The organism is Pseudomonas sp. P1_A1, from assembly GCF_056406935.1.
In genome coordinates this window covers 18583-43354 of sequence record NZ_JBFTZE010000011.1, presented here as the reverse complement: position 1 = coordinate 43354, position 24772 = coordinate 18583, and the positions used below count along the sequence as shown (strand labels likewise).

General features: G+C 59.8%; 26 protein-coding genes and 4 tRNA genes. 20 read left to right on the top strand and 10 right to left on the bottom strand.

Features of this window, described 5'->3' with window-relative positions; all coding sequences use genetic code 11:
• Positions 1-148: 148 nt before the first annotated feature.
• The 10 genes from accD (at position 149) to AC1D2Q_RS17580 (ending at position 7934) form a co-directional block, all read left to right on the top strand.
• The gene (gene accD / locus AC1D2Q_RS17625; protein WP_477813998.1) at positions 149-1069 is read left to right on the top strand and encodes an acetyl-CoA carboxylase, carboxyltransferase subunit beta; all 921 of its coding nucleotides are present in this window, start codon (positions 149-151) and stop codon (positions 1067-1069) included.
• Complete coding sequence (gene folC / locus AC1D2Q_RS17620; RefSeq protein ID WP_477813997.1) at positions 1066-2373, top strand: bifunctional tetrahydrofolate synthase/dihydrofolate synthase; 1308 nt, start codon at positions 1066-1068, stop codon at positions 2371-2373. Before accD ends, folC begins: the two co-directional genes overlap by 4 nt.
• Positions 2357-3019, top strand: a complete 663-nt coding sequence (locus AC1D2Q_RS17615) for an SPOR domain-containing protein (protein ID WP_477813996.1) — start codon at positions 2357-2359, stop codon at positions 3017-3019. The genes folC and AC1D2Q_RS17615 overlap by 17 nt, the downstream gene beginning before the upstream one ends.
• Before the next feature lie 98 nt (positions 3020-3117).
• Positions 3118-3678 (top strand): CvpA family protein, encoded by a 561-nt coding sequence (locus AC1D2Q_RS17610; RefSeq protein WP_477813995.1) that lies wholly within the window; start codon positions 3118-3120, stop codon positions 3676-3678.
• Positions 3679-3719: 41 nt separating this feature from the next.
• Positions 3720-5225 carry an amidophosphoribosyltransferase gene (gene purF, locus AC1D2Q_RS17605; RefSeq protein ID WP_007935163.1) on the top strand — a complete coding sequence of 502 codons (1506 nt, stop codon included), beginning with the start codon at positions 3720-3722 and terminating at the stop codon, positions 5223-5225.
• Positions 5226-5292: 67 nt separating this feature from the next.
• On the top strand, positions 5293-6504 hold the full coding sequence (locus AC1D2Q_RS17600) for an O-succinylhomoserine sulfhydrylase (protein ID WP_477813994.1): 1212 nt from the start codon (positions 5293-5295) through the stop codon (positions 6502-6504).
• Positions 6501-7277: an SDR family oxidoreductase gene (locus AC1D2Q_RS17595; RefSeq protein ID WP_008007225.1), complete on the top strand. Its 777-nt coding sequence runs from the start codon at positions 6501-6503 to the stop codon at positions 7275-7277. Before AC1D2Q_RS17600 ends, AC1D2Q_RS17595 begins: the two co-directional genes overlap by 4 nt.
• A 268-nt stretch (positions 7278-7545) precedes the next feature.
• Positions 7546-7621, top strand: a tRNA-Val gene (locus AC1D2Q_RS17590).
• A 54-nt stretch (positions 7622-7675) separates the two neighbouring features.
• A tRNA-Asp gene (locus AC1D2Q_RS17585) sits at positions 7676-7752 on the top strand.
• Between the two features lie 105 nt (positions 7753-7857).
• Positions 7858-7934, top strand: a tRNA-Asp gene (locus AC1D2Q_RS17580).
• 264 nt (positions 7935-8198) lie between these two features.
• Here the strand turns inward: AC1D2Q_RS17580 and AC1D2Q_RS17575 are convergent.
• On the bottom strand, positions 8199-9482 hold the full coding sequence (locus tag AC1D2Q_RS17575; protein WP_477813993.1) for an NAD(P)/FAD-dependent oxidoreductase: 1284 nt from the start codon (positions 9480-9482) through the stop codon (positions 8199-8201).
• Between the two features lie 183 nt (positions 9483-9665).
• Here AC1D2Q_RS17575 and AC1D2Q_RS17570 point away from each other — a divergent pair.
• From AC1D2Q_RS17570 to AC1D2Q_RS17555, 4 genes are all read left to right on the top strand, one after another.
• A tRNA-Val gene (locus tag AC1D2Q_RS17570) sits at positions 9666-9742 on the top strand.
• 202 nt (positions 9743-9944) lie between these two features.
• Positions 9945-10412: an anti-virulence regulator CigR family protein gene (locus AC1D2Q_RS17565; RefSeq protein WP_007935023.1), complete on the top strand. Its 468-nt coding sequence runs from the start codon at positions 9945-9947 to the stop codon at positions 10410-10412.
• Positions 10413-10590: 178 nt separating this feature from the next.
• Positions 10591-11130 carry a hypothetical protein gene (locus AC1D2Q_RS17560; RefSeq protein ID WP_477813992.1) on the top strand — a complete coding sequence of 180 codons (540 nt, stop codon included), beginning with the start codon at positions 10591-10593 and terminating at the stop codon, positions 11128-11130.
• 170 nt (positions 11131-11300) lie between these two features.
• Positions 11301-11756, top strand: a complete 456-nt coding sequence (locus tag AC1D2Q_RS17555) for a DUF2214 family protein (protein ID WP_477813991.1) — start codon at positions 11301-11303, stop codon at positions 11754-11756.
• Positions 11757-11950: 194 nt separating this feature from the next.
• Here AC1D2Q_RS17555 and csrA read toward each other — a convergent pair whose 3' ends face one another.
• Positions 11951-12145 carry a carbon storage regulator CsrA gene (csrA, locus tag AC1D2Q_RS17550; RefSeq protein WP_007938114.1) on the bottom strand — a complete coding sequence of 65 codons (195 nt, stop codon included), beginning with the start codon at positions 12143-12145 and terminating at the stop codon, positions 11951-11953.
• Between the two features lie 250 nt (positions 12146-12395).
• Here csrA and AC1D2Q_RS17545 point away from each other — a divergent pair, with 250 nt between their 5' ends.
• Complete coding sequence (locus tag AC1D2Q_RS17545; RefSeq protein WP_477813990.1) at positions 12396-12761, top strand: SPOR domain-containing protein; 366 nt, start codon at positions 12396-12398, stop codon at positions 12759-12761.
• A gap of 95 nt (positions 12762-12856) precedes the next feature.
• On the opposite strand, the gene AC1D2Q_RS17540 is transcribed toward AC1D2Q_RS17545, so the two are convergent.
• The 5 genes from AC1D2Q_RS17540 to ftrA all read right to left on the bottom strand — a co-directional run bounded on the left by AC1D2Q_RS17540 (position 12857) and on the right by ftrA (position 17222).
• A complete protein-coding gene (locus tag AC1D2Q_RS17540; RefSeq protein WP_477813989.1) occupies positions 12857-14320 on the bottom strand; it encodes a GDL motif peptide-associated radical SAM/SPASM maturase in 1464 nt (487 codons plus the stop codon).
• Between the two features lie 170 nt (positions 14321-14490).
• Positions 14491-15072 carry a DUF1842 domain-containing protein gene (locus AC1D2Q_RS17535; protein ID WP_477813988.1) on the bottom strand — a complete coding sequence of 194 codons (582 nt, stop codon included), beginning with the start codon at positions 15070-15072 and terminating at the stop codon, positions 14491-14493.
• A 55-nt stretch (positions 15073-15127) separates the two neighbouring features.
• Positions 15128-15763 carry a DUF1842 domain-containing protein gene (locus AC1D2Q_RS17530; RefSeq protein WP_477813987.1) on the bottom strand — a complete coding sequence of 212 codons (636 nt, stop codon included), beginning with the start codon at positions 15761-15763 and terminating at the stop codon, positions 15128-15130.
• 41 nt (positions 15764-15804) lie between these two features.
• The gene (locus AC1D2Q_RS17525; protein WP_477813986.1) at positions 15805-15993 is read right to left on the bottom strand and encodes a DUF1843 domain-containing protein; all 189 of its coding nucleotides are present in this window, start codon (positions 15991-15993) and stop codon (positions 15805-15807) included.
• Between the two features lie 257 nt (positions 15994-16250).
• Positions 16251-17222: a transcriptional regulator FtrA gene (ftrA, locus tag AC1D2Q_RS17520; protein WP_477813985.1), complete on the bottom strand. Its 972-nt coding sequence runs from the start codon at positions 17220-17222 to the stop codon at positions 16251-16253.
• Positions 17223-17323: 101 nt separating this feature from the next.
• Here ftrA and AC1D2Q_RS17515 point away from each other — a divergent pair, with 101 nt between their 5' ends.
• Positions 17324-17758 carry a rhodanese-like domain-containing protein gene (locus AC1D2Q_RS17515; RefSeq protein ID WP_477813984.1) on the top strand — a complete coding sequence of 145 codons (435 nt, stop codon included), beginning with the start codon at positions 17324-17326 and terminating at the stop codon, positions 17756-17758.
• A 95-nt stretch (positions 17759-17853) separates the two neighbouring features.
• On the opposite strand, the gene AC1D2Q_RS17510 is transcribed toward AC1D2Q_RS17515, so the two are convergent.
• Positions 17854-18495 carry a type 1 glutamine amidotransferase gene (locus tag AC1D2Q_RS17510; protein ID WP_477813983.1) on the bottom strand — a complete coding sequence of 214 codons (642 nt, stop codon included), beginning with the start codon at positions 18493-18495 and terminating at the stop codon, positions 17854-17856.
• Positions 18496-18816: 321 nt separating this feature from the next.
• On the opposite strand from AC1D2Q_RS17510, the gene AC1D2Q_RS17505 reads away from it, so the two are divergent.
• The 3 genes from AC1D2Q_RS17505 (at position 18817) to AC1D2Q_RS17495 (ending at position 21690) form a co-directional block, all read left to right on the top strand.
• A complete protein-coding gene (locus AC1D2Q_RS17505; RefSeq protein ID WP_064617000.1) occupies positions 18817-19596 on the top strand; it encodes an ABC transporter substrate-binding protein in 780 nt (259 codons plus the stop codon).
• A 121-nt stretch (positions 19597-19717) separates the two neighbouring features.
• Complete coding sequence (locus AC1D2Q_RS17500; protein ID WP_477813982.1) at positions 19718-20830, top strand: succinylglutamate desuccinylase/aspartoacylase family protein; 1113 nt, start codon at positions 19718-19720, stop codon at positions 20828-20830.
• 143 nt (positions 20831-20973) lie between these two features.
• Entirely contained in the window at positions 20974-21690 is a 717-nt protein-coding gene (locus AC1D2Q_RS17495; protein WP_477813981.1) for an alpha/beta hydrolase, read from the top strand.
• Between the two features lie 11 nt (positions 21691-21701).
• On the opposite strand, the gene AC1D2Q_RS17490 is transcribed toward AC1D2Q_RS17495, so the two are convergent.
• Entirely contained in the window at positions 21702-22289 is a 588-nt protein-coding gene (locus AC1D2Q_RS17490; RefSeq protein ID WP_477813980.1) for a DcrB/PsbP domain-containing protein, read from the bottom strand.
• Positions 22290-22360: 71 nt separating this feature from the next.
• A complete protein-coding gene (locus AC1D2Q_RS17485) occupies positions 22361-23143 on the bottom strand; it encodes a hypothetical protein (RefSeq protein ID WP_477813979.1) in 783 nt (260 codons plus the stop codon).
• 148 nt (positions 23144-23291) lie between these two features.
• Here AC1D2Q_RS17485 and AC1D2Q_RS17480 point away from each other — a divergent pair, with 148 nt between their 5' ends.
• The gene (locus AC1D2Q_RS17480) at positions 23292-24611 is read left to right on the top strand and encodes an Nramp family divalent metal transporter (protein ID WP_477813978.1); all 1320 of its coding nucleotides are present in this window, start codon (positions 23292-23294) and stop codon (positions 24609-24611) included.
• The last annotated feature ends 161 nt before the right edge of the window (positions 24612-24772 follow it).

The window sequence follows — 24772 nt, the reverse complement described above, 5'->3', positions numbered from 1 at the left end:
TGGCTGAGAATTTTTGGGTTGTGCGCAGGTCAGCGTCTCGCTGACCCGGCAATCCATCGATCATCGCTACACATATGAATTTAGCTCAAGGGCATACGCGGGGCTGCGAACCAGAGCGTTCGGGCCGCCGGTACTGGAGAAAGAAAGCATGAGCAACTGGTTAGTAGACAAACTGATCCCTTCGATCATGCGTTCCGAGGTCAAGAAGAGCTCGGTGCCTGAAGGTCTGTGGCACAAATGCCCGTCTTGCGAGGCGGTGCTGTATCGTCCGGAGCTGGAAAAGACCCTGGACGTTTGCCCCAAGTGCAACCACCACATGCGTATCGGTGCACGCGCGCGCATCGACATCTTCCTCGACGCTGAAGGTCGTGCCGAACTGGGCGCGGACCTGGAGCCGGTTGACCGTCTGAAATTCCGTGACGGCAAGAAGTACAAGGATCGCCTGACCGCTGCGCAAAAGCAGACTGGCGAAAAAGACGCACTGATCTCCATGAGCGGCACCTTGCTGGGCATGCCGGTCGTGGTGTCGGCTTTCGAATTCTCCTTCATGGGTGGCTCGATGGGTGCCATCGTCGGTGAGCGCTTTGTGCGCGCCGCCAACTACGCCCTGGAAAACCGTTGCCCGATGATCTGCTTCTCCGCTTCCGGCGGTGCACGGATGCAGGAAGCGCTGATCTCCCTGATGCAAATGGCCAAGACCTCCGCGGTGCTGGCACGTCTGCGCGAAGAAGGCATTCCGTTCATTTCGGTGCTGACCGACCCGGTCTACGGTGGTGTTTCCGCCAGTCTGGCGATGCTCGGCGACGTGATCGTCGGTGAGCCGAAAGCCCTGATCGGTTTCGCCGGTCCGCGCGTGATCGAACAAACCGTTCGCGAAAAACTGCCGGAAGGTTTCCAGCGCAGCGAGTTCCTGCTGGAGCACGGCGCGATCGACATGATCATCCCTCGTCAGGAGTTGCGTCCGCGTCTGGGCAACCTGCTGGCACAATTGACCGGCAAGCCGACGCCTAAATTCGTCGCCGCGCCTGTCGAGCCAGTCGTGGTCCCACCGGTACCTGCGAACCTATGATCGAGCGCACCCTTGGCGAGTGGCTCGCCTACCTTGAACAGTTGCATCCTTCGGCCATCGACATGGGGTTGGAGCGTTCGCAACAGGTAGCGTCCCGCATGGGGCTGGGCAAGCCGGCGCCTCGGGTGATCACGGTCACCGGCACCAACGGCAAAGGGTCTACCTGCGCATTCGTGGCTTCATTGCTGCGGGCGCAGGGCCTGAACGTGGGTGTCTACAATTCTCCGCACCTGCTGCGTTACAACGAGCGGGTGCAGGTCAATGGCGTCGAAGCCACTGACGCGCAGCTGTGCGAAGCCTTTGCCGCGGTCGAGGCGGGTCGCGGCGAAACATCCCTGACTTACTTCGAAATGGGCACCCTGGCGGCGTTCTGGCTGTTTCAACAGGCCGGTCTCGATGCGGTGGTGCTGGAAGTCGGCCTGGGCGGGCGCCTGGACACGGTCAACGTGGTGGATGCCGATATCGCGCTGGTCACCAGCATTGGTGTCGACCATGCGGATTACCTGGGTGATACCCGCGAATCCGTGGCCTTCGAAAAGGCCGGAATCTTCCGCCAGGGCGCGCCTGCACTGTGCGGCGATCTGAATCCTCCTCAACCTCTGCTGGATAAGGCGCGCGAGCTCAATTGCCCGTTTTTCCTGCGTGGGCGCGATTTCGACCTTGGTATCACCGATCACAACTGGCAATGGCGCGGCGTTGATGCCCAAGGGCGTGCGGTCGAATTGCACGATCTGCCATTGCTCGATCTGCCGATGGAAAACGCCGCGCTGGCGTTGCAGGCTTACCTGCTGCTCGGTTTGCCTTGGGTGGATGCGCAGATTATTGAAGCGTTGAAAGCGACGCGGATCGTCGGTCGTCTTGATCGTCGACAGTTCGACTGGCAGGGCAAGCGTCTGAATCTGCTGCTGGACGTGGGGCACAACCCTCACGCGGCAGAATATCTGGCTCGGCGTCTGGCCAGCCGACCGCCGGCCGGCAAGCGTCTGGCGGTGTTCGGGTTGTTGGCGGATAAGGACCTGGATGGTGTTGTCGGTGAATTGAATGCTAGTGTCCAGCATTGGGCCGTCGCGCCGCTGGATTCGCCGCGGGCACGGCCGGTTGCTCAGTTGCACGCAGCGTTGCAGAACCTTGGCGCTTCGGTTACGTCCTATGACAGCGTGGCCGCTGCCCTGGAAGGGCAGTGCGCGCAGGCGACGAGCGACGACGAGATTCTGTTGTTCGGATCATTTTATTGTGTCGCCGAGGCCCTTGAGTGGCTGGCCCGGCACGCCACGGAGGAAGCGGCAAATGGCTTTGCTGGATAAGGCGTACAAGCAGCGCATGGTCGGTGCCCTGGTGCTGGTGGCGCTGGCGGTGATTTTCTTGCCGATGCTGTTTTCCCGTCAGGACGAACAGCGTCAGGTAAGGGTCGACGCGCCGGCCGCGCCGCATGCCCCCTCGGTACCGCAAGTGCAGATCGAGCCGGTGGCGGTGCCTGAGCCGCAGGCATTGCCGCAAGAGCCTGTGCCAAGCGACGACGAAATTGCCGAGCAGCAAGCACCGTCGGCACCGATTGTGCCAACGGCTCCCGTAGCGCCAGCGCCGCCGGCTGCCAAGCCAGTCGCGCCGCCCGCAGCGCCAGTTGCCAAGCCTGTACCGGCACCTGCCCAGCCAATCGCGGTTGCACCGGCCAAGCCGGTCGCTACTCCAAGTCGCGTCGATGCCAATGGCCTTTCGGTCAGCTGGTCGGTGCAACTGGCCAGCCTGGCGAGCCGTGAGAGCGCTGAAAGTCTGCAGAAAACCCTGCGCAGCCAGGGCTATAACGCCTATATCCGTTCCTCCGATGGCAAAAATCGGGTGTTCGTCGGGCCGCTGATCGAGCGTGCGGAAGCCGATCGTCTGCGTGATTTGTTGAGTCGTCAGCAGAACCTCAAGGGTTTTGTGGTGCGTTTCCAGCCTGAGCGCGGCTAAATCTATCACCCCGATTTGAAAAGCACTGACAATCTCAGCTTACCGACAGCCATGGGCTCTGCTAAAATGCGCCGCCTCATCTGTCTGTAGGCTGCACTGTGCCATTTACCTGGGTTGACTGGGCGATCGTTGCAATCATCGCCATCTCCGCTTTGATCAGTCTGAGCCGCGGCTTCGTCAAGGAAGCACTCTCGCTGCTGACCTGGATCGTCGCGGGAGTCGTTGCCTGGATGTTCGGTGGTTCATTGTCCGAGTACCTCGGCGGATACATTGCTACGCCGTCGGCTCGTGTGATCACGGGCTGTGCCATCATGTTTGTCGCCACTTTAATCGTAGGCGCAATGATCAATTATCTTATCGGCGAGTTGGTTCGCGTCACCGGGCTATCCGGAACCGATCGATTCCTCGGCATGGCTTTCGGCGGGGCGCGTGGCGTGTTGCTGGTGGTCGTGGCGGTCGGGCTGTTGAGCCTGGGGCCGGTACAGCAGGACGGGTGGTGGCAAGAGTCACAGCTCGTGCCAAAATTTCTATTGGTCGCAGACTGGTCCAAAAACCTGATCCTCGGGTGGAGCAGTCAGTGGCTTGCCAGCGGAATCAGCGTACCCGCTGATATTCCGTTCAAGGAGCACCTCTTGCCGACGGCCAAAACGCCTCAGTGAGTTGTGTTCAGTTCAGATCCATTAAGTAGGGGTTGCGTCGCATGTGTGGCATCGTCGGTATCGTCGGTAAGTCGAACGTCAATCAGGCGCTGTATGACGCGCTAACCGTCCTCCAGCACCGCGGCCAGGACGCTGCCGGTATCGTGACCAGCCACGATGGCCGGTTATTCCTGCGCAAGGACAATGGCCTGGTACGTGACGTGTTCCATCAGCGTCACATGCAGCGCCTGGTCGGCCACATGGGCATTGGCCATGTGCGTTATCCGACCGCGGGCAGCTCGACCTCGGCCGAAGCTCAACCGTTTTACGTCAACTCGCCGTACGGCATCACCCTGGCGCACAACGGTAACCTGACCAACGTTGAACAATTGGCCAAGGAGATTTACGAATCTGACCTGCGCCACGTCAACACCAACTCCGATTCGGAAGTGCTGCTCAACGTGTTCGCACACGAGCTGGCCCAGCGTGGCAAGTTGCAGCCGACTGAAGAAGACGTGTTCGCGGCCGTCACCGACGTGCACAACCGTTGCGTCGGTGGTTACGCGGTCGTGGCGATGGTGACCGGTTACGGCATCGTCGGTTTCCGCGATCCGCACGGCATCCGCCCGATCGTCTTCGGTCAGCGTCACACCGACGAAGGCGTCGAGTACATGATCGCCTCCGAAAGCGTCTCCCTGGACGTGCTCGGTTTCACCCTGATTCGCGACCTGGCTCCGGGTGAAGCGGTCTACATCACTGAAGACGGCAAGCTGCACACCCGTCAGTGCGCGACCAACCCGTCGCTGACGCCATGCATCTTCGAACACGTCTACCTGGCGCGTCCGGACTCGATCATCGACGGCGTCTCGGTTTACAAAGCCCGCCTGCGCATGGGCGAGAAGCTCGCCGAGAAAATCCTGCGCGAGCGTCCGGACCACGACATCGACGTGGTCATCCCGATTCCGGACACCAGCCGCACCGCGGCCCTGGAGCTGGCGAACCACTTGGGCGTCAAGTTCCGCGAAGGCTTCGTGAAGAACCGCTACATCGGTCGGACCTTCATCATGCCGGGTCAGGCTGCGCGGAAAAAATCCGTACGCCAGAAGCTCAACGCCATCGAACTGGAATTCCGCGGCAAGAACGTGATGCTGGTGGACGACTCCATCGTTCGCGGCACCACCTGCAAGCAGATCATCCAGATGGCTCGCGAAGCCGGCGCCAAGAACGTCTATTTCTGTTCGGCGGCACCAGCCGTGCGTTACCCGAACGTCTACGGCATCGACATGCCGAGCGCTCACGAGCTGATCGCCCACAACCGTTCGACTCAGGACGTGGCCGACCTGATCGGCGCTGACTGGTTGATCTATCAGGATCTGCCTGACTTGATCGAAGCGGTCGGTGGCGGCAAGATCAAGATCGACAAGTTCGATTGCGCGGTGTTCGACGGCCAGTACGTCACCGGCGACGTCGACGAGGCTTACCTGAACAAGATCGAGCAGGCACGTAACGATGCCTCCAAGGTCAAGACCCAGGCAGTCAGTGCGATCATTGATCTGTACAACAACTGAGTAACTACCGGCCCTGAGGGGCCGGTTTTGTATCTACTAAATAAAGAGCAAGGCAAGGAGTGACAGCATGAGTCAGGATTGGGATGCCGGTCGGCTGGACAGCGACCTCGAAGGCGTAGCGTTCGATACCCTGGCCGTCCGCGCCGGTCAGCACCGTACGCCGGAAGGCGAACACGGTGATCCGATGTTCTTCACTTCCAGCTACGTATTCCGTACCGCCGCCGACGCGGCTGCGCGTTTTGCCGGTGAAGTGCCGGGCAACGTTTACTCGCGCTACACCAACCCGACCGTGCGCTCGTTCGAAGAGCGCATTGCCGCGCTGGAAAGCGCTGAGCAAGCCGTGGCTACGGCGACTGGCATGGCCGCGATCATGGCGGTGGTAATGAGCCTGTGCAGTGCCGGCGATCACGTGCTGGTGTCGCGCAGCGTGTTCGGCTCGACCATCAGTCTGTTCGAGAAATACTTCAAGCGCTTTGGCATCGAAGTCGATTACGTAGCGCTGGCGGACTTGTCCGGCTGGGATGCGGCGATCAAGGCCAACACCAAACTGCTCTTTGTAGAATCGCCGTCCAACCCGCTGGCCGAGCTGGTGGATATTACCGCGCTGTCGGAAATCGCTCACGCCAAGGGCGCGATGCTGGTGGTCGACAACTGCTTCTGCACGCCTGCACTGCAGCAGCCACTGAAGCTGGGCGCGGATATTGTCGTGCACTCGGCGACCAAGTTCATCGACGGCCAGGGTCGTTGCATGGGCGGTGTCGTGGCGGGTCGCAGTGAGCAGATGAAAGAAGTCGTCGGTTTCCTGCGCACTGCCGGGCCGACCCTGAGTCCGTTCAATGCCTGGATTTTCCTCAAGGGTCTGGAAACGCTGAGCCTGCGCATGAAGGGGCATTGCGCCAATGCCCAGCAACTGGCTGAGTGGCTGGAGCAGCAGGACGGCATCGAGAAAGTCCATTACGCCGGCCTCAAGAGCCATCCGCAGCACGAACTGGCCCAGCGTCAGCAGAAGGGTTTCGGTGCGGTCGTGAGTTTCGAGGTCAAAGGCGGCAAAGAGGGCGCCTGGCGCTTTATCGATGCGACTCGCCTGATCTCCATCACCGCCAACCTGGGCGACAGCAAAACCACCATCACGCACCCGAGCACCACCTCTCACGGCCGTCTGGCGCCGCAAGAGCGTGAAGCTGCGGGGATCCGTGACAGCCTGATTCGCATTGCGGTCGGTCTGGAAGACGTGGCAGACCTGCAAGCCGATCTGGCGCGCGGGTTGGCTGCCTTGTGATCGAGTTGTCGACGCCGACCACGGGGACCCATGGCCGCGTCGCGCTGGTCACCGGTGCCGCGCGCGGCATTGGTCTGGGCATTGCGGCTTGGCTGATCAGCGAAGGCTGGCAGGTGGTGCTGACCGATCTGGATCGCGAGCGTGGTTCGAAAGTGGCGAAGGTGCTCGGCGAAAACGCCTGGTTCATCGCCATGGACGTCGCGAATGAAGCGCAGGTGGCGCTGGGTGTGGCCGAGGTGCTGGGGCAGTTCGGGCGTCTGGATGCATTGGTGTGCAATGCGGCGGTGGCCGATCCGCACAACATCACCCTGGAAAGCCTCGACCTGGCCTACTGGAACCGGGTGCTGGCGGTGAACCTCAGTGGGCCAATGCTGCTGGCCAAGCACTGTGCGCCGTACCTGCGCGCTCACAGCGGCGCGATCGTCAACCTGGCCTCGACCCGCGCCGCGCAGTCAGAACCCGACACAGAGGCTTATGCGGCGAGCAAGGGCGGTCTGTTGGCCCTGACTCACGCCTTGGCCATCAGTTTGGGGCCAGAGATTCGCGTCAATGCGGTCAGTCCCGGCTGGATCGATGCGCGGGATCCAGCGGCACGGCGCGCCGAACCGCTGACTGACGCCGATCATGCGCAGCATCCGGCGGGCAGGGTAGGGACCGTCGAAGACGTGGCGGCAATGGTGGCCTGGTTGCTGTCGAAGAACGCTGGTTTCGTCACGGGCCAGGAGTTTGTGGTCGATGGTGGCATGACCAAGAAGATGATTTACAGCGAGTAACGGGGCAGGGGCGCTGCCCCGGCATTGATGTTGAATGTGTTGCCATCATCGTCGGCTCGCCGCCTAGAGTCGGGTCGCTCCCACATTAGAAAACCTGTTGTCTGAAGAAGCGCGGTCCACTGTGGGGGCGAGCCTGCTCGCGAAAGCGGTCTGACGGTTGTCGGCCTCGTCCGGAATGACACGATTTTGTCTTTTTTAGAAAAACTTCAAGCGGGGTATTGACTTAGCTTCGGTACCTGCGTAAATTTCGCGGCCTCAGAGATGCAAAGGGTGATTAGCTCAGCTGGGAGAGCGTCTGCCTTACAAGCAGAATGTCGGCGGTTCGATCCCGTCATCACCCACCAACTCTTGAGACTCTTGTGTAAGCAAGAGGGAAGCTGAAAAGCCTCCACCGACGCGCAGCGGTAGTTCAGTCGGTTAGAATACCGGCCTGTCACGCCGGGGGTCGCGGGTTCGAGTCCCGTCCGCTGCGCCATATTTTCCGAATCAGGTTTACCCTGGTTCGAGATTGAAAAGCGAGATCGAAAAGTCTCGAAGTTTCAATCAGACGAGTTACTTGAGCGTCAGCTCAAAGCGATACGCAGCGGTAGTTCAGTCGGTTAGAATACCGGCCTGTCACGCCGGGGGTCGCGGGTTCGAGTCCCGTCCGCTGCGCCATATCTGCCTCAAGGCCCACTGAACGCCTTGGAGCTACGAAGAAGGCCATTGGCAATCTTCGAGTCGATAGCAAAGACCCTGGTCGAAAGACCGGGGTTTTTTGTGTCTGTGATTTGGCTTTTTCTTCTTTCGCGCCTTTGCGCTCTAATCCTTCTGCATCCAGCCTCGGCACTACAACGGCCGAGTCACTTTGCGCGCCACTGACACCTGTTGGGCTTCGACGGCGACTTCGCTACAAGAAGTCGCCGCTCCTGAGTCGGTCGATCAGACCCCGAGCTTGTCCCGCAATCCGTAATACCAGGCGCCCAACGCTGCGAACGGTGTGCGCAGCAATTGCCCGCCGGGGAACGGGTAGTGGGGGAGGTCGGCGAAGGCGTCGAAGCGTTCAGCCTGACCACGCAATGCTTCGGCCAATACCTTGCCCGCCAGGTGCGTATACGTCACGCCGTGGCCACTGCAGCCCTGGGAGTAGTAGATGTTATCGCCAAGTCGCCCGACCTGAGGAAGACGCGACAGGGTCAGCAGGAAATTGCCGGTCCAGGCGTAATCGATTTTCACGTCCTTGAGTTGCGGGAAGGCCTTGAGCATCTTCGGTCGAATGATCGCCTCGATGTTCGCCGGATCCCGCGCGCCATACACCACGCCGCCACCAAATATCAGGCGTTTGTCGGCGCTCAGGCGGTAGTAGTCGAGCAGGTAGTTACAGTCTTCGACGCAGTAGTCCTGGGGCAGCAGGCGCTTGGCCAATTCATCGCCCAAGGGTTCGGTGGTGATCACTTGAGTCCCGCAGGGCATCGACTTGGCCGCCAGCTCCGGCACCAGATTGCCGATGTACGCGTTGCCGGCGACGATGATGAACTTGGCCCTGACCTTGCCCTGAGGCGTATGCACCACCGGGTTGGCACCGCGCTCGATGCGTACTGCCGGCGATTGCTCGTAAATAGTGCCGCCCAACGACTCCACGGCTGCTGCTTCGCCCAAGGCAAGATTGAGTGGATGAATATGCCCGCCGCTCATGTCGAGCATGCCGCCGACATATTGATCGCAAGCCACTACCTCGCGGATACGACGCTGATCCAGCAGCTCAAGCTGTGTGTGACCGAAACGCTCCCACAGGCGCTTCTGAGACTCTAGATGGCCCATCTGCTTGTCGGTAATGGCGGCGAACACACCGCCATCCTTCAGGTCGCACTGGATATTATATTTGGCCACTCGCTCACGAATGATCCGCCCACCTTCGAACGCCATCTGCCCCAGCAACTGAGCTTGTTTGGGGCCGACGCTGCGCTCGATCACATCGATATCACGGCTGTAGCTGTTAACGATCTGGCCACCGTTGCGTCCCGACGCACCGAAACCGACCTTGGCGGCTTCCAGCACCGTAACCTTGAAACTGTTTTCCAGCAGGAACAGGGCAGAGGACAGGCCGGTGTAACCGGCGCCGATTACACAGACATCAGTCTCTACATCATCCTGCAAGGCCGGGCGCGCTGGTGCCGCATTGGCCGACGCGGCGTAATAGGACTCTGGGTAGGAAGTGTTCGCCATCCTGCAGCCTCTGTTTAATATATTTTACGAGTGCATTGATCCTACCCGAGTTAAAAATCGACCGCCAGCCACCGGAAAATCTTCTTTGCCACAGCGAAATTAAATATTTTGCATATTCATAGGGTTAGGTGAAAAAAAGGTGTTGACACCCCTCCGGAATTCCGTAGAATGCCGCCTCACAGCAGGCACGTAGCTCAGTTGGTTAGAGCACCACCTTGACATGGTGGGGGTCGTTGGTTCGAGTCCAATCGCGCCTACCAAACAAAATCCGCTCTGCTGGGCGGTCTAGAAGGGCTCACCGAAAGGTGGGCCCTTTTTTGTTGTCTGCGATTTACCTGGCTTTTGCAAAATCCTCAAAAACGCCAACTCGGCGCCTTACTTCCAGTAAACACTGTTGCTGAACTAATACCGCCATAGCCGTCTACATTCTTCAGGGGACATCCCCTTTCGGAGAGAACGGATATGTTTAGATCTCGCTCGTTGATCGCCGCTATGACGTGTCTTGCCTTGGTGTCTGGTTCAGTGACTGCATTGGCCGACCCGGGAAACGGGAAAGGCCAGGGAGGAGGCAAGGGAAATCCACAATACAACCAGGACCATGGCAACTCCGGCCATGGAAACAAAGGGAAAGGTTCAGGGGGGGACGATTGGAGTCACGGCCCGAGCATCAACCACGGTAGCGTCCTTGGCATCGTGGGTGGTTATCGCGACTACTGGAGCCCCGGTCCCGCCTTGCCACCCGGTATTCAGAAAAACCTTGCGCGCGGTAAACCTCTGCCGCCGGGGATCGCCAAAAAACTCGATGGCCGTCTGCTCGGCCAGCTTCCCCACTACGATGGCTATGAGTGGCAGCAGGCTGGCACTGACTTGATTTTGGTGGCCATCGCTACCGGGATCATCTACGAGGTGCTCAATGGCGCATTCGATTGATGTGAGGGCGATAAATTTCAATCGCGCCCTTGCCGCATAACGACCAGCAACATCGCGGGAAGCAGTGTGCAGGTTCGATAGCTGCACATTGCTTGCCCACTGGTCGCCGGCCTTTGAACTGTGTGAGGCCGAATCGGTCAATTAATCCGTGCAATATCAACCTCCACGGAACCTCACCATGCTATTAAAAAACAAGAGCTTTGTTGCTGTCATGTCCTGCGTGATGATGCTTGCAGCTGCCCCGTTATTGCCCGCTGAACTGTCCATCATGAGCTCCGCCTATGCGAAGGGTGGTGGCGGTGGCGGTGGCGGCGGTGGTAACGGTGGTGGCAATGGCGGCGGTAACGGCGGTGGTCATGGTGGCATCGGCGGTTCCGGCCATTCCGGCGGCGTCAGCAGCAATGGCCGTGGCGCAGGCTTGAGTAGCGACCACATCGGCCGTGGCGCAGGCCTGAGCAGCGACCACGTCGGCCGTGGTGCCGGCTTGAGCAGTGATCACGCCGGCAAAGCCGTCCGGGACCATGGCCTCAAAGGCAACCACTATGGCAGTGAACGTAACAGTGACCGCGGCCATGGCTCCGTCACTTCGGGCATTGCTCACTCCAGAGACACGCGAGGAGTGGCGAAGGCCTCTGCCATTTCGGCCTCTACACCTGGCGATCACAACACGAAAGGGTTGAGCAACGCTCGCACTTCGATTTCAAAAAGACTGGATTAAGTCCAGGACTCTCAAAACCGGGTATCCATCAGGAACCCGGTTTTTTTTCGCCTGCAATTTGCCCGATGGCGAGGTGCGGGAGATCAGCCCAGCTACATGCGTGAGCAAATCCCACACGATGGACTACTACTGTAAGGCTGATTCAACTTTGTCCTGATGGGAGTATGTCGATGCTGGCTCACTGGTTTCTGGCGGCGGTTCACCTCTTGGCCTTTGCTCTGGGTTTTTGGGCTGTACTGACCCGCGGTACGGCGTTACGTCGTCTGAGTGCCGGGGCAGGGGACGCTCGCCGTGTTTTGATTGCAGATAATCTGTGGGGGATCTCTGCAGTCACTCTGCTGATCACGGGTGGGCTGCGAGCCTTTGGCGGGTACGAAAAAGGCACTGATTACTATCTTCACCAACCCCTGTTTCATCTCAAGATGACGCTCTTCGTGTTCATCCTGTTGCTTGAGATTGCACCGATGGTGACGCTGATCAAATGGCGGATTGCGCTGGGGCGTGGCGCGGCTATCGATACTGGGCGTGCAACGCTGTTTGCCCGTATCAGTCATATCGAGGCGCTGTTGCTGGTGCTGATGGTCGTGGCGGCGACGGGCATGGCGCGTGGTGTGACGTTTGGCTAACCGGGAAGGGGAGCGCTCTTTCTCGCAGCAAATCCGAAACGTCTGACAGTCATTGCAGGAGGCAGGGCGGTAGTATCGGCTCCGTGTTGCGATGGCATCGCAAAGAGTGACGGAGCGCAGAGCGAAGTGGCGCCTGAATCTTTAGCCAGCCGTTATTCGAGGCAGAATGGGCTGGCTACTGACTGCAGCAGGATTCAGGGCGTTTGCGGCTTGTCCGGGGCGGTCAGGCCAGCCTGGATGCGTTGATAGATTTCTTCGCGATGCACCGCAACGTCTTTCGGGGCGTTGATGCCAATCCTGACTTGCTGGCCGCTAACGCCCAGAATGGTGATCGTAATGTCATCACCGATGTTTATGCTTTCACCGACTTTGCGGGTGAGTATCAGCATGGTTTTCTCCTTGATTGCTTTGTAGGGCACCTGGTTCGGACAGTGCAGAGGTCGGTATTAGATATAGATTAGTGCGAAGTTTCACGGTTTGGGTGCCTCTTTCTGACGCGCAGAGGCTGCATTAATTCCCAAGGTGTAACTATACAGAGGCCGCCACCATCATTCTCGTTGTTTTGAGCCCATTTTGCGGCACTCGGGATGGATCCATGGATGTTAAAATCGCCGCTTTAAGCATTCGGAGGAAAGCGTTGTGCGCAAAATGGTCTTGGTAATCGCGGTACTGACGCTGGCCGGATGCGGTGAGGATAAAGGGGTTGACGCTCAAAAGCCGCAACCGGCAGTCGCCTCCGTCCCCACGGCGGTAACGGGCCCGCAGTGGGACGTCGAAGTGCGTGGCGAGACACCCCAGGCGGTCAGTGACCTGAGCGGCTGGTTGATTGAGCACAGCTTCGTTCCCAACGTCGTGAAGGAAAATGGAAAGGTTCGTATTCTGGTCGGGCCGTTCGGTTCGCAAGCCGAGGCGCAGGCCAGGCAAGCTGAAATAACGGCGGCGCTGACCCGGGCGAAAAAAATGAACATCGAATCACTGATCGTCGAACACCCGACGGCTCAGTAACCGTCCTTTTCGCAACGCGCAGACCCGCATGCCGGGTGATGTGCCAGGGAAGCGATCTGCGAGGTCGCTTCCCTGGTGATGCGTCGGCATAAACGCTACATCAAATTATTTTGCGGCAATCCCAGCAGGCCGGTCAGCGTGTTGATGATCGCTTGTTGCCGGGCACGGTCTATCTGATGCACGGCTTCCGCAGCGGCGACATCGGCGTCGCAGTGGGGGCACGTCACTTCGTGTGCATGGATGTACTGCAAGCAGCCTCGACACAGCGCCAGTTGCGGTGGAATACGTCCTTCGTCAGGCGATTTCTGGCCCTGGTTCGCCCAGGCCAGTTTGATCACCTGGCCGCTGTCGCTGACGCTGTTCACCTTCTCGCCGGTATCGATGCGCTCGGTAATCAGATCAAAGCGTCCGACGGCGAAGGAGGTTTTTGCCGCATCCTCGAGTTTGACGATGCGCTCGCGTAGCCCGCGTTTTTGCAGGTCCAGCGCGCGGTAATGGCAGTAGGGATTATTGCCGGGTTTGCCAAGCAGGGAGTGCGAGGTCCAGGTGCAGCCGCCACGGCAGACGTCGTTGTAGTAACAGCCTCGGCAGTAGCCCCACAGGTCGTCGACCGACCGCAGGCGGCCAAAGTGCATGCCTTCGCTGTAATGCCAGATATCGTGCAGGCTCATGTTGCGTACATTGCCGCCCGAAAACCCCACCGTGGCCAATGACGGGCAACCCTTTACCGTGCCGTCGGCTTCCAGCGCCAGCACGGTCTGGCCGGCGGCGCAACCGCTCCAGTGCACGCGCTCGTCGCCGAAACCACGCCACATGTGCTCGTAAGGGCCGTAGTAACCAATATTATTGCCCACGTTCATCAGCAGGCCGCGATCGACCCCTTCGCGGTAGAGGCGCGCCAGCAACGGCATCACCTCCAGCAGTTGATAGGGCTGCAACAGCAGCTCCGGGTGATCGACGGCATTGCCCATGGCGACTGTCAGCTGGATCTGCCAGTGAGTAGCGCCGAGGTCGATGATCAGGTCCATCAGCTCGGGCAGGTCGGGCAACGTCGCCGCGCCGATTTGTGTGTTGACGCTCACCGCGAGCCCGGACTGTTTGGCGCGTCGCAGGGTGTCCACCGCCTTGTCGAACGAGCCCGGAACATTGCGCACTGCGTCATGCAGTGGGGCCAGTCCATCCAGTGACACACCGACGCCATTGAGCCCGGCGTCCACCGCTGCCTGCATTTTCGCGGGCGTCAGGTTGCGCCCACCCGTTTGTATCGCGCAATACATGCCGTGATCGTGGATGGCCTGTATCAGTTGGGTCCAGTCCTTGCGCAAATAAGCTTCACCGCCGATCAGGGTGATCTCGCGGGTGCCGAGTGCCGCCAGGGAATCGATGACGTCGAGGCACTCCCGGGTGTTCAGTTCATCGGGGCGTCGATGGCCGGCGCGTGAGCCGCAATGCAGGCATTTGAGATCGCAAGCCAGAGTGATTTCCCAGACCACATGCACCGGCACGTAGCGTTTGAGGTCGGTTTCACTGAGGTAGCGGGCAGGGCGACTGTCTGACATGGGAAATCCTTGCGCACCAACGCGTGCGCGGCACGAATCCATCGAAGTGTTCGCGCCTTCCTTGAGTCAATGGCGCGACCGGATTTACCTTTTGTTGTTGGTCAATAGCGCGGACCCTGTGGGAGCGAGCAAGCCCGCTTCCACATGGGTTTGCGCTTACCTGACTGGGGTTATCGGGCCTCCAGGCGGGCGATTTCAGCGTTCAGCTGCTCCAGCGCGCTGCGCAGGGCACCGCTGTTGGCCAATTGCTGTTCACCCTGGCTCACCACGGACTTCAGTTGCGCCAGGTCACCGCTGGTTTGCGCTTGCTGTACCGCGACGGCATAGAGCGGCACCGCATGGTGCGGATGCTCTGGGCGCTCAATCACTGGGGCCTGGCTGACGGCGGCGTGTCTTACGGTAGTCCAATGGTCCTGATTGAAGTACTTGTAGTCGGCAAAACCGCTGGCCCAATCGCCACCTAAAATGCCCCTCAGGTCGAAGGTCTGGGCAATCTGGCTGAGAGGGCCGCTCGGGCTGCCATCCAGGGAGAGGAGGATATGGCTTTCCGCCTCGGGAATCAGTTTGGCCTCCGAGTAGCTACCCCAGACACGGGCACGGAAGTTGAGTGGAGGGTAGGTGCTTTGAAAAATGCTGGCCACACCGCTGACTTTCTTGTTTACGGTATCCACCAACAGATCCAGGGTTAAAACCGGTGCGCCCAGTAGATGATTGCTGACATTCAGGCGGGTATGAAAAAGTCCGATTGACATGGTGCTACTCCCTTATTTTGTATTCAGGACAATTCGGGCATGTTTCGTGGGCGGGTCAGCGGCGTTCCTGCCGGCTTATTTCGCCCTTGGCCGTTTCAAGCGCACTTTGCAGTTGGGGTTGCTGATCCAGTTGTTGTTGGGCCAGGCGGGCCAGGTTTTTCATCTGGGCCAGGTCGCCGCTGGCAATGGCACTTTGAATCGGTGCGGCGTACAGCGGCATGATCGGTGGATACGCCGGAATGACCGGGCCGGGCTCCAAAGGCACTGATTTATAAGCGTTGGAGGGTACCGACTCGACAAGATGGGCGGGAGCATTGACCTGGACCCACCGCTGACCATTGAAGTACTCGTAATTGGCGACGCCTTCTTTCCAGTCGCTACCGACCACCAGATGCAACTTGAAATTCACGATGGAGTTCGAGCCCGGGCCGCCATTATTGCCTTGAGCGGTAATCAGAATCTTGCTGACACCCGGTTTCATAACTGTCATGTAGGTGTATTCGCCCCAGACATCCGAATGCACATCCAGCGGCGGGTTGGTTGCCTGAGTGATTGCGGCAGTGCCGCTTACCGTTTGCTCAGGGGTAAAGACCAGAAGATTGAGTGCCAGACTTTGTGCTCCGGGTGCCGAAGTACCAATTCGGTAGCAGAGTGGGAACAAGCCGACAGGTTGCTGATTAGAACCAGACATAATTATTGCCTCCATTGCAATAAGGGGAGCGGAAATAGCTATTAGTGCTTTTCCAGGCGTGCGATTTCCTTAACCAACTGCTCGTAAGCAGTTTTTAGCTCTTTATTTTCTGGTGTGGATGCATCGCGTTGTTTCAACAGCGTCTTCATTTGCGGCAGGTCGCCTGCCTTGATCGCGCCTTGGATGGCCACCCCATAGGGCGGCATGCTATGGCGAGTTGAACTGCTCATAACGACTCCTTCCGTGGTTTTGCGGGCACTGCTGTCATCAGCAGTTTTTGCAGTTAAGCAGGCGCCGATAAATATGCAATGGGCTGCGCAAGAGTAATTTTTAATATTGTTTTACTAATCGCGGCGGGTGAGGAGTCGAGATATTTGATATTAAGATTGGCGATAAGTTAGTGCGATTCCTCATGAGTCCTTATTGTTTTTATCGCCATTGATAAAGAGTGTTGGGGCGGTCTGTAACGCCTCTGGACTGAGATGATTCAAACAGCACTGACCTTGCGCCCGAACCGTTCCCGATACACCGAAGGCGGCACGCCGACCACGCTGCGAAATGCCACCCGGAAACTCTCCACCGAGCGATAACCGCAGTGCTGGGCAATCTGGTCAGTGTTTTGATTCGTGCTCTCCAGCAGCTCGCGGGCCCGGGCCAGGCGTTCATGCTGCAGCCACGCTTTGGGCGGCATACCGCTGGCTTCGGTGAACCGCCTCAGGAACGTGCGCTCACTCATGGCCGCCTCGCTGGCGAGGTCGCGAACCTCCAGCGGTTCATGCAGACGTTCCCGCGCCCACTGCATGACCCGCGACAGATCGCTGCGCGGCGTCTGGCTGACCGGCGACGGAATGAACTGCGCCTGGCCGCCGGTGCGTTGCGGCGACATCACCAACCGGCGGGCCACCGAGTTGGCCACCTGCGTGCCGAAATCCCGCGCGACCAGATGCAGGCAGGCATCGATGCCGGCGGCGCTGCCGGCCGAAGTAATCAACTGACCCGAATCGACATACAGCACGTCCGGATCCACCAGAATGTTCGGGAAGCGCTCGGCCAGTTCAGTGGTGTAGCGCCAATGGGTGGTGGCGCCGTGACCGTCCAGCAAACCGGTGGCCGCCAGTACGAACACCCCGGAACAGATCGACAGCAACCGCGCGCCTCGGGCATGAGCCTGGCGCAGGGCGGCGAGCAAGGGCTCCGGCACCGGCGCGCTGCGGTCGCGCCAGCCGGGGATGATGATGGTTCGGGCGCGCTCAAGCAGTTCCATCCCGCCGTCGGCCAGCACCTGAATGCCGCCCATGGCGCGCATCGGCCCTTGGTCGACGGCGACGATTCGGTGCTCGTACCAAGGGAAATCGAACTCTGGCCGCGCCAGGCCGAAGATCTCCACGGCAATGCCGAATTCGAAGGTACAGAGGCCGTCGTAGGCCAGAATCGCGACTAAACCTGGGGTGGGCTGCATTTGGCGGAAAATTCCCGGTGAGTGTCTTGTGCGCCACTGTAGCGGCAAGGCCGGAGCAGATAAAGTTTTCTCACACCCACTGAGACTTTGGAGTACAGCCCATGCCTAGCCTGGTTCGCGAGATTCCCGCAGCCCCGTCCGCCATCGCCCTGATGCACTTCAGCAATCGTCTGACCTTCGAAACCGATTGTTCCGACGTCTACAGCAGCCAAGAGGCCGGCGAGGTGGATTTTGTTCTGGTGGATGTGCGCGGACCGTTGGCGTTCGAACGAGGACATGTGCCAGGCGCGATCAACATCCCGAGTCGATTGATCACAGCTGATGGCCTGGCGGCCTATCCGAAGTCCACGCTGTTTGTGGTCTATTGCGCCGGACCTCACTGCAACGGCGCCAACAAGGCTGCGGTGAAACTGGCGGCGCTGGGTTACCCGGTCAAGGAGATGATCGGCGGGGTGACCGGGTGGCTGGATGAAGGGTTTGAGTTGAGTGTTGCGGTACAACGGCCGGTCAGTACGGTGATTGGCTGCGAATGTTGATGTAGCCGAAAAGATCGCAGTCTGCGGCAGCTCCTACGTTGGAATGTGTACCCTCTGTAGGAGCTGGCGAAGCCTGCGATCTTTTGATCTTGTTTTCAAACTGCTGTCCGCGCCGCCCACCACTCATCGAGCGTCACCTGCAACCAGTCAAACACCGCTGCATAAGCGGCGCTGTCCTGTGGCTCCCTGGGCAGCGGTGATTCCTCGCCAAAGTGCTCATTGAGGATCGCCACCGATTCAGCATTCCATTCCGGGTGGAACTGCAACCCCACCCGCGTCGCCCCGACGCGATACATCTGCTGCTCACAAACCTCGCTGCTGGCTAGCAACTGTGCAGCGGGCGGCAGATCGATCGCGTCTTCATGCCACTCCAGCACCTTCAGCGCCGGACCATCGGCAAAGGTCACGGTAGTCCAGCCGGTTTCGGTGTGAGCCATCCGCCGCACATTGCCGCCCAGGCTCAGCGCCAGCAACTGCGCCCCCAGGCAAATCGCGAACACCGCCGCGCCCTGATCCAGGCTGCCCGCCAGCCACTGACGCTCTGTTTCCAGCCATACCGGCCCGGCACCTGATTCATAAGGCCCACCCAATAGAATCAGCGGTGTCGCGCTCACCGACGGCAACTGACCGAGGTCGGCGCGAAACACGTTCAGGGTAATGCCTCGGGACCGGGCCCATTCGGCAATGGCGCCGGGGCCTTCGGCAGGATGGTGCTGGATCAGATTCAGCGCGGGCATCACGTTTCTCTTGTGGGGGCGGTTGGCGGGTCAATGTGAGGCAAAAAAAGGTTCATCGCCAGTGCGACTCTTCGATCGGATCAGTACCCGAAAATGTGTAGGTTTTGTCTGAAGCAAAGGATTGTCCTACAGTCCTTGCACCACCTCGGAGCACACTTCAAGTGCGTCGAATCCCTCGGCTTCTTTTTTATAAGTATTTGTCGCCTAAACACAATTTGCCCTCCTGTAGCCGCTCTAGACTGCCGGCCACTTCGGTCTTCACTAGCCGAAAGTTGCCAATCGAAAGCTGCCAATAAAAGCCTCCGCACACAGGAGTTATAAATGAAGAAGCGAGTGATGTTCGGTGCTCTGGCACTGTCGATGTTGTCCCTGACCGCCGTGGCCGAAGACGCCAAACCGATTCGCCTCGGGATCGAAGCCGGTTACCCGCCATTCTCGATGAAAACCCCCGACGGCAAACTCACCGGTTTCGACGTGGACATCGGTGACGCGCTGTGTGAACAGATGAAAGTGAAGTGCACTTGGGTCGAGCAAGAGTTCGATGGCCTGATCCCGGCCCTGAAGGTCAAGAAAATCGACGCGATCCTGTCGTCCATGACCATCACCGACGACCGCAAGAAGAACGTCGATTTCACCATCAAGTACTACCACACCCCGGCGCGTTTCGTGATGAAGGAAGGCACCGACGTCAAGGATCCGCTGACCGAGCTCAAGGGCAAGAAAGTGGGTGTACTGCGCGCCAGTACCCACGACCGCTTCGCCACCGAAGTGCTGGTGCCGGCCGGCATCGACCTGGTGCGTTATGGTTCCCAGCAGGAAGCCAATCTGGACATGGTTGCCGGTCGCCTTGACGCGATGCTGGCCGACTCGGTCAACTTGGACGACGGTTTCCTGAAAACCGACGCCGGTAAAGGTTTCGCATTTGTTGGCCCGACCTATGAAGACGCCAAGTACTTCGGCGGTGGTGCCGGTATTGCCGTGCGCAAGGGCGATAAAGAGCTGGCAGACAAATTCAACACCGCCATCACGGAAATCCGCGCCAACGGCAAGTACAAGCAAGTGCAGGACAAGTACTTCAACTTCGATGTTTACGGCCATTAATACGCCGTAGAGAAGTGGCCACCGTGGATGCGGTGGCCATTTTTTCATGCTGGACTTTGTGGTTGCGGGCAGGCTCGCTCCCACAAGAATGGCCTCATCGCACAGATATTCAGGAGTCCCCATGCAACGCATCGATCATTCACTGCCCTGGAGCCATCTGGGGACTGAACGCACGCTCAGCGTGTTTCGTTATGGCGCGGGTACTCGCAAGGTTTACATCCAGGCCAGCCTGCACGCGGACGAACTACCGGGCATGCGCACCGCCTGGGAACTGAAGAAGCGTCTGGCCGAGCTCGAAACCCAGGGGCAACTTCAGGGCATCGTCGAACTGGTGCCGGTGGCCAATCCCATCGGCCTCGATCAGCACCTGCAAGGCAGCCACATGGGTCGCTTCGAATTGGGCAGCGGCAAGAACTTCAACCGCTCGTTCGTTGAACTCAGCGCACCGGTGGCTGAGTTGATCGGCGATCAATTGGGGGGTGACGCCCAGGCCAACATCGTACTGATTCGCCAGACCATGGGGCAGGTGCTCGATGGTCTGCCGGCACCGCTTTCGCAATTGGAAGCCATGCACCGCTTGCTGCTGCGCCACGCCTGCGAGGCCGACATCACCCTCGACTTGCATTGCGATTTTGACGCGGCGATTCACCTGTATGCCTTGCCGCAGCATTGGCCGCAATGGCGCTCCCTGGCGGCTCGCCTGAAGGCCGGGGTGGCGTTGTTGTGTGAGGATTCCGGCGGCAGCTCTTTCGATGAGTCGTGCTCTACGCCGTGGTTGCGCCTGGCACGGGCCTTTCCCGAGGCAGCGATCCCGCCGGCCAACCTGGCGACCACGCTGGAGCTGGGCAGCATGGGCGATACACGGGTCGATCAGGCCCAGGCCAACTGCGAGGCGATCCTGGGGTTCCTCGCCGAACAGGGTTTCATCACCGGCACCTGGCCGGCAGCGCCGAGCGAATGCTGTGAGGGCCTGCCGTTCGAAGGCACCGAGTACCTGTTTGCACCGCATCACGGGGTGGTCAGTTTCCTGCGCATTTCAGGTGAATGGGTGGAGCGGGGCGACGCGTTGTTTGAAGTAGTCGATCCATTGAGCGACCGGGCCACCACCGTGTGCGCCGGAACCAGTGGCGTGCTGTTTGCCATCGATCGCGGACGCTACACGCAACCGGGCACCTGGCAGGCGAAAGTCGCCGGACGTGAGCCGATCCGGGTCGGGAAACTGGTCAACGACTGACGTCCCGATGCGATTCAAATGTAGGAGCTGCCGCAGGCTGCGGCAGCTCCTACGAGGGGATGGTGCATCAGAGGGAAACGGTGCATCGGAGGGAAGAGATGTTAGGCTCTGTCCCGAATCCTGCGCGCTGTGAAGGAAGGTTTATGTTGAAGTTTCTCGCTCTGCTCACGCTCCTGGCGTCCACCGCCGTCCACGCTCAAATCCCGCTACGCACCGATCTGCCGCTCAAGTACCTGGAACAGGCCAACGCTGAATTCCGTAACCAGCCCTTGGTGATTTTCCTGCACGGTTACGGCAGCAACGAGCAGGACCTGTTCGGTATCAAGGATGAATTGCCGCCGCAGTACAACTATCTGTCGGTGCGGGCGCCGATGACGTTGGAAGAGGGCAGTTACCAGTGGTTTCGCAAAAAGGGCGAGGGCGCCTATAACGGCGAGACGGACGACCTGAAGGCCAGCGGCCAGGTGCTACTGGATTTCGTCGCACAAGCGGCAAAGAAATATCACACCGAAACGGACAAGGTTTTCCTGGTGGGTTTCAGCCAGGGCGCGATCATGTCCTATGAAGTCGCGTTGCGTCATCCCGAGGCGGTGGGCGGCATTGCGGCGTTGAGCGGGCGCATCCTGCCGGTGCTCAAGTCCGAACTCAAACCGGATGAAAAACGCCAGTCGCTGGCGATTTTCATCGGTCATGGCACCGCCGACAAACGCCTGCCCTACAACGATGGCACCGAGGCCGACAGCCTGTTGCAACGCGTGTCACTCAAGCCTGAGTTTCATGCCTACGAAGGTGTCGGCCACAGCATCAGCGCCACCGAGATGCAGGATTTGAGCGCCTGGTTGCAGCGCCTCAATCCCTGAACCGGTCGGGTTTATTTGCCGGTAATGATCTGGTTCACCAGCGTTTCGTGGCCGGTTTTGTCGTTGGGGCGGGAGATGACCTGAATGATGGCCATGCGAGTGCCGGAAGCGGCCATCAGCGAGGTGTCGAGGGTCATGCCGCCGCCCTGGGTGGCGGTGCTGTCGATCTGTCGCAGGCCCAGCCCCGTGCCTTTCTGGGTCAGGCTTTTTTCGCTCAGCTTGTTGAAGTCCGGCAAGGCGTTGCGTTGCTCGGTGGCGAAAGCGGACACGGTGGCGTCGAGGAACTCACCGTCGTTGTCCTTGACGTTGGCGCCGCCGGGAATGGTGTTTTCGGCGGCGATCACCACGGTTTTAGTGGCCTGGTTGGTGTACATCGTGCCTGTCGCCCCGGCGGTACCGGTGGCTGCATCGCCGGCCGGCAGCGGGTTGGCGATGAAACCCTTGGGCAGGGTGAAGGTGAACTTGCCGCCGAGCATCGAGACCTTCTGGGTCGGCGCTTTGTCGCTGGAAGTGGCCTTGGCTGCCTGCGCATTCAAGGCTCCCAGGCTGGCAGCCGCTGTCAGCAGCAGAACAACGGCTTTTTTACTCAACAATGACATTCAAACTCTCCGTGGGATGGTTGCGCTATGACGGCGATCATCCCATGGATCGCGAACAGGGTGCAGGGTGATCATCGCTGCTGTTCGTTGAAACGATAAGGCGCTGGGCGCAATGCCCGTTGTTTAGTCACCAACAGCATCCCGAACGAGGCGCCTATCCCCAATGCAAATCCCGTCCAGCCGAACCTCGGCAACGCCAACGCCAGCACCAGACAAAACGCCGCGAACGAATACATCCCGGTTGCCGTGGCCCTGAGCAACGCCGCCGTAAACGCCGGCCCGCGAGTCTGCTGGGAAAACACCGCCATCACACTGCCCAGTACCGGGAACACTGCAAGCAGTCCGCTCCAGCGCTCGCCGACGGTGCTGGCCAGCAGCGTCACGGCCAACGTGAGCAGGGCGCCAGCCAACATACGCAGCAGCAGCTTGTCGGACTTCGGCGCGGGTCCTGAAACGACGGGTTGCACCGAGGGAAACAGGTAGGGCGCGGCCAGCAACGCGGTGGCGGCGGCGATCACCGAGAGCGCCAGCGACGGCGGGATCAGCGACAGCACAACAGCCACCAGCGCCCAGACCAGCAGCGCCATCGTCAACGCCCATCGCCAGCTCACGCGTTGTGCGACCTGGGCATACGTCACGCAGAAGGCAATCATCGCGAACATGGCTGATAGCGCCGCCGTTGCCGCTTGAGCCGCGAACACATGGCCTTGCTCGATGGCGAGGAACAACAGAATCGGCCCCACCACCACCGGCATCCCCGACAGCCAACCAGCCACGCTCGGTCCCCAGCGTTTACCGGCCAGGGAAATCAGCAACAGAAATCCCGGAATCACCAGCAGTTTGAGCATCAGCACGCACGCATCTCCATCTGTGTGAGCCGGTCACGTTAGCATTGCGGGCGATGGATTGCTTAAGGCGGGCCTCTGCGCAAGCGCTGAGCGCCTACACCCGCGTGCGCGAAACGTCTAAGCTGCGCGCTCCCACCTGTTGACGGATGCTTGCGTGAAATTCAGTTTGCCCAAAGTCGGCACCGCGCCGTTTTGCCCACCGGAAGTGGCCGGCACGGTTGCCGTTGACCCTCGTGCTTCGTTCTTCAAGCGCGTTCTGCGTTTCGCCGGCCCCGGTTTGCTGGTGTCCATCGGCTACATGGACCCGGGCAACTGGGCCACGGCCATCGAGGCCGGTTCGCGGTTTGGCTACAGCCTGTTGTTCGTGGTGTTGCTGGCGAGCCTGGCGGGGATGGTGGTGCAGTGTTTGTGCTCGCGCCTGGGCATCGCCACCGGGCGCGATCTGGCGCAGTTGTGCCGGGAGCGCTACAGCACGCGGACCGCACGGACCCAGTGGCTGCTGGCGGAAATTTCGATCATCGCCACTGACCTCGCCGAAGTGCTCGGCTGCGCCCTGGCGTTCCACTTGCTGTTGGGCTGTTCGCTGACGTTTGGCATTGCGCTCACCGCGTTCGACACGTTGCTGGTATTGGCCCTGCAAAACCGGGGTTTCCGCCGGTTGGAGGCGATCATGCTGGTGCTGGTGGGCACGATCGGCGTGTGTTTCTTCGTCGAACTGTGGCTGATCAAACCCTATTGGCCGGATGTCGCTCGCGGTTTCACACCGTCACTTTCGGCGATTGGCGATGCGGCGCCGTTGTACCTGGCCATCGGCATTCTCGGGGCCACGGTGATGCCGCATAACTTGTTCCTGCATACCTCGATCGTGCAGACGCGGATGATCGGCAAGGACCTGGCGAGCAAGCAGGACGCGGTCAAACTGGCGCGCATCGACACCATCGGCTCCCTGGCCCTGGCACTGCTGGTCAACGCGGCGATCCTGATTCTCGCCGCGGCGGCCTTCCACAAGACCGGGCACACCGACGTGGTGGACATCCAGGATGCCTATCACTTGCTCGATCCATTGGTGGGCGGGGCGTTGGCCAGCGTGTTGTTTGGTGTGGCGTTGCTGGCGTCGGGGCAGAGCTCGACCTTCACCGGCACCATCGCGGGCCAGGTGATCATGGAGGGCTACCTGAATCTGCGCTTGCCCTGCTGGCAACGGCGCTTGATCACTCGCGGACTGGCGCTGATCCCGGCGTTTATCGGCGTGTGGCTGATGGGCGACGGGGCGATCGGCAAACTGCTGGTGTTGAGTCAGGTGGTACTCAGCCTGCAACTACCGTTCGCGTTGTACCCGTTGATTCGCATGACCAACGATCAGACGCTCATGGGGCCGTTTGTGAATCGGCTGCCAACTCGGATGTTGGCGTGGGGATTGTTTACGGTAATCAGTGCGGCCAACAGCTGGTTGATTTTGCAGTTTGTGGGCTGAATCGTTCAAAGATCGCAGCCTTCGGCAGCTCCTACAGGAGTATGCATTCCTCTGTAGGAGCTGCCGAAGGCTGCGATCTTTTGATCTTCACCCCCGCTCACTCACATAATCTACGAAAAGTACCGAGATTTTGGGGCCGCTGCGCAGTCCAGCGGGAGCAA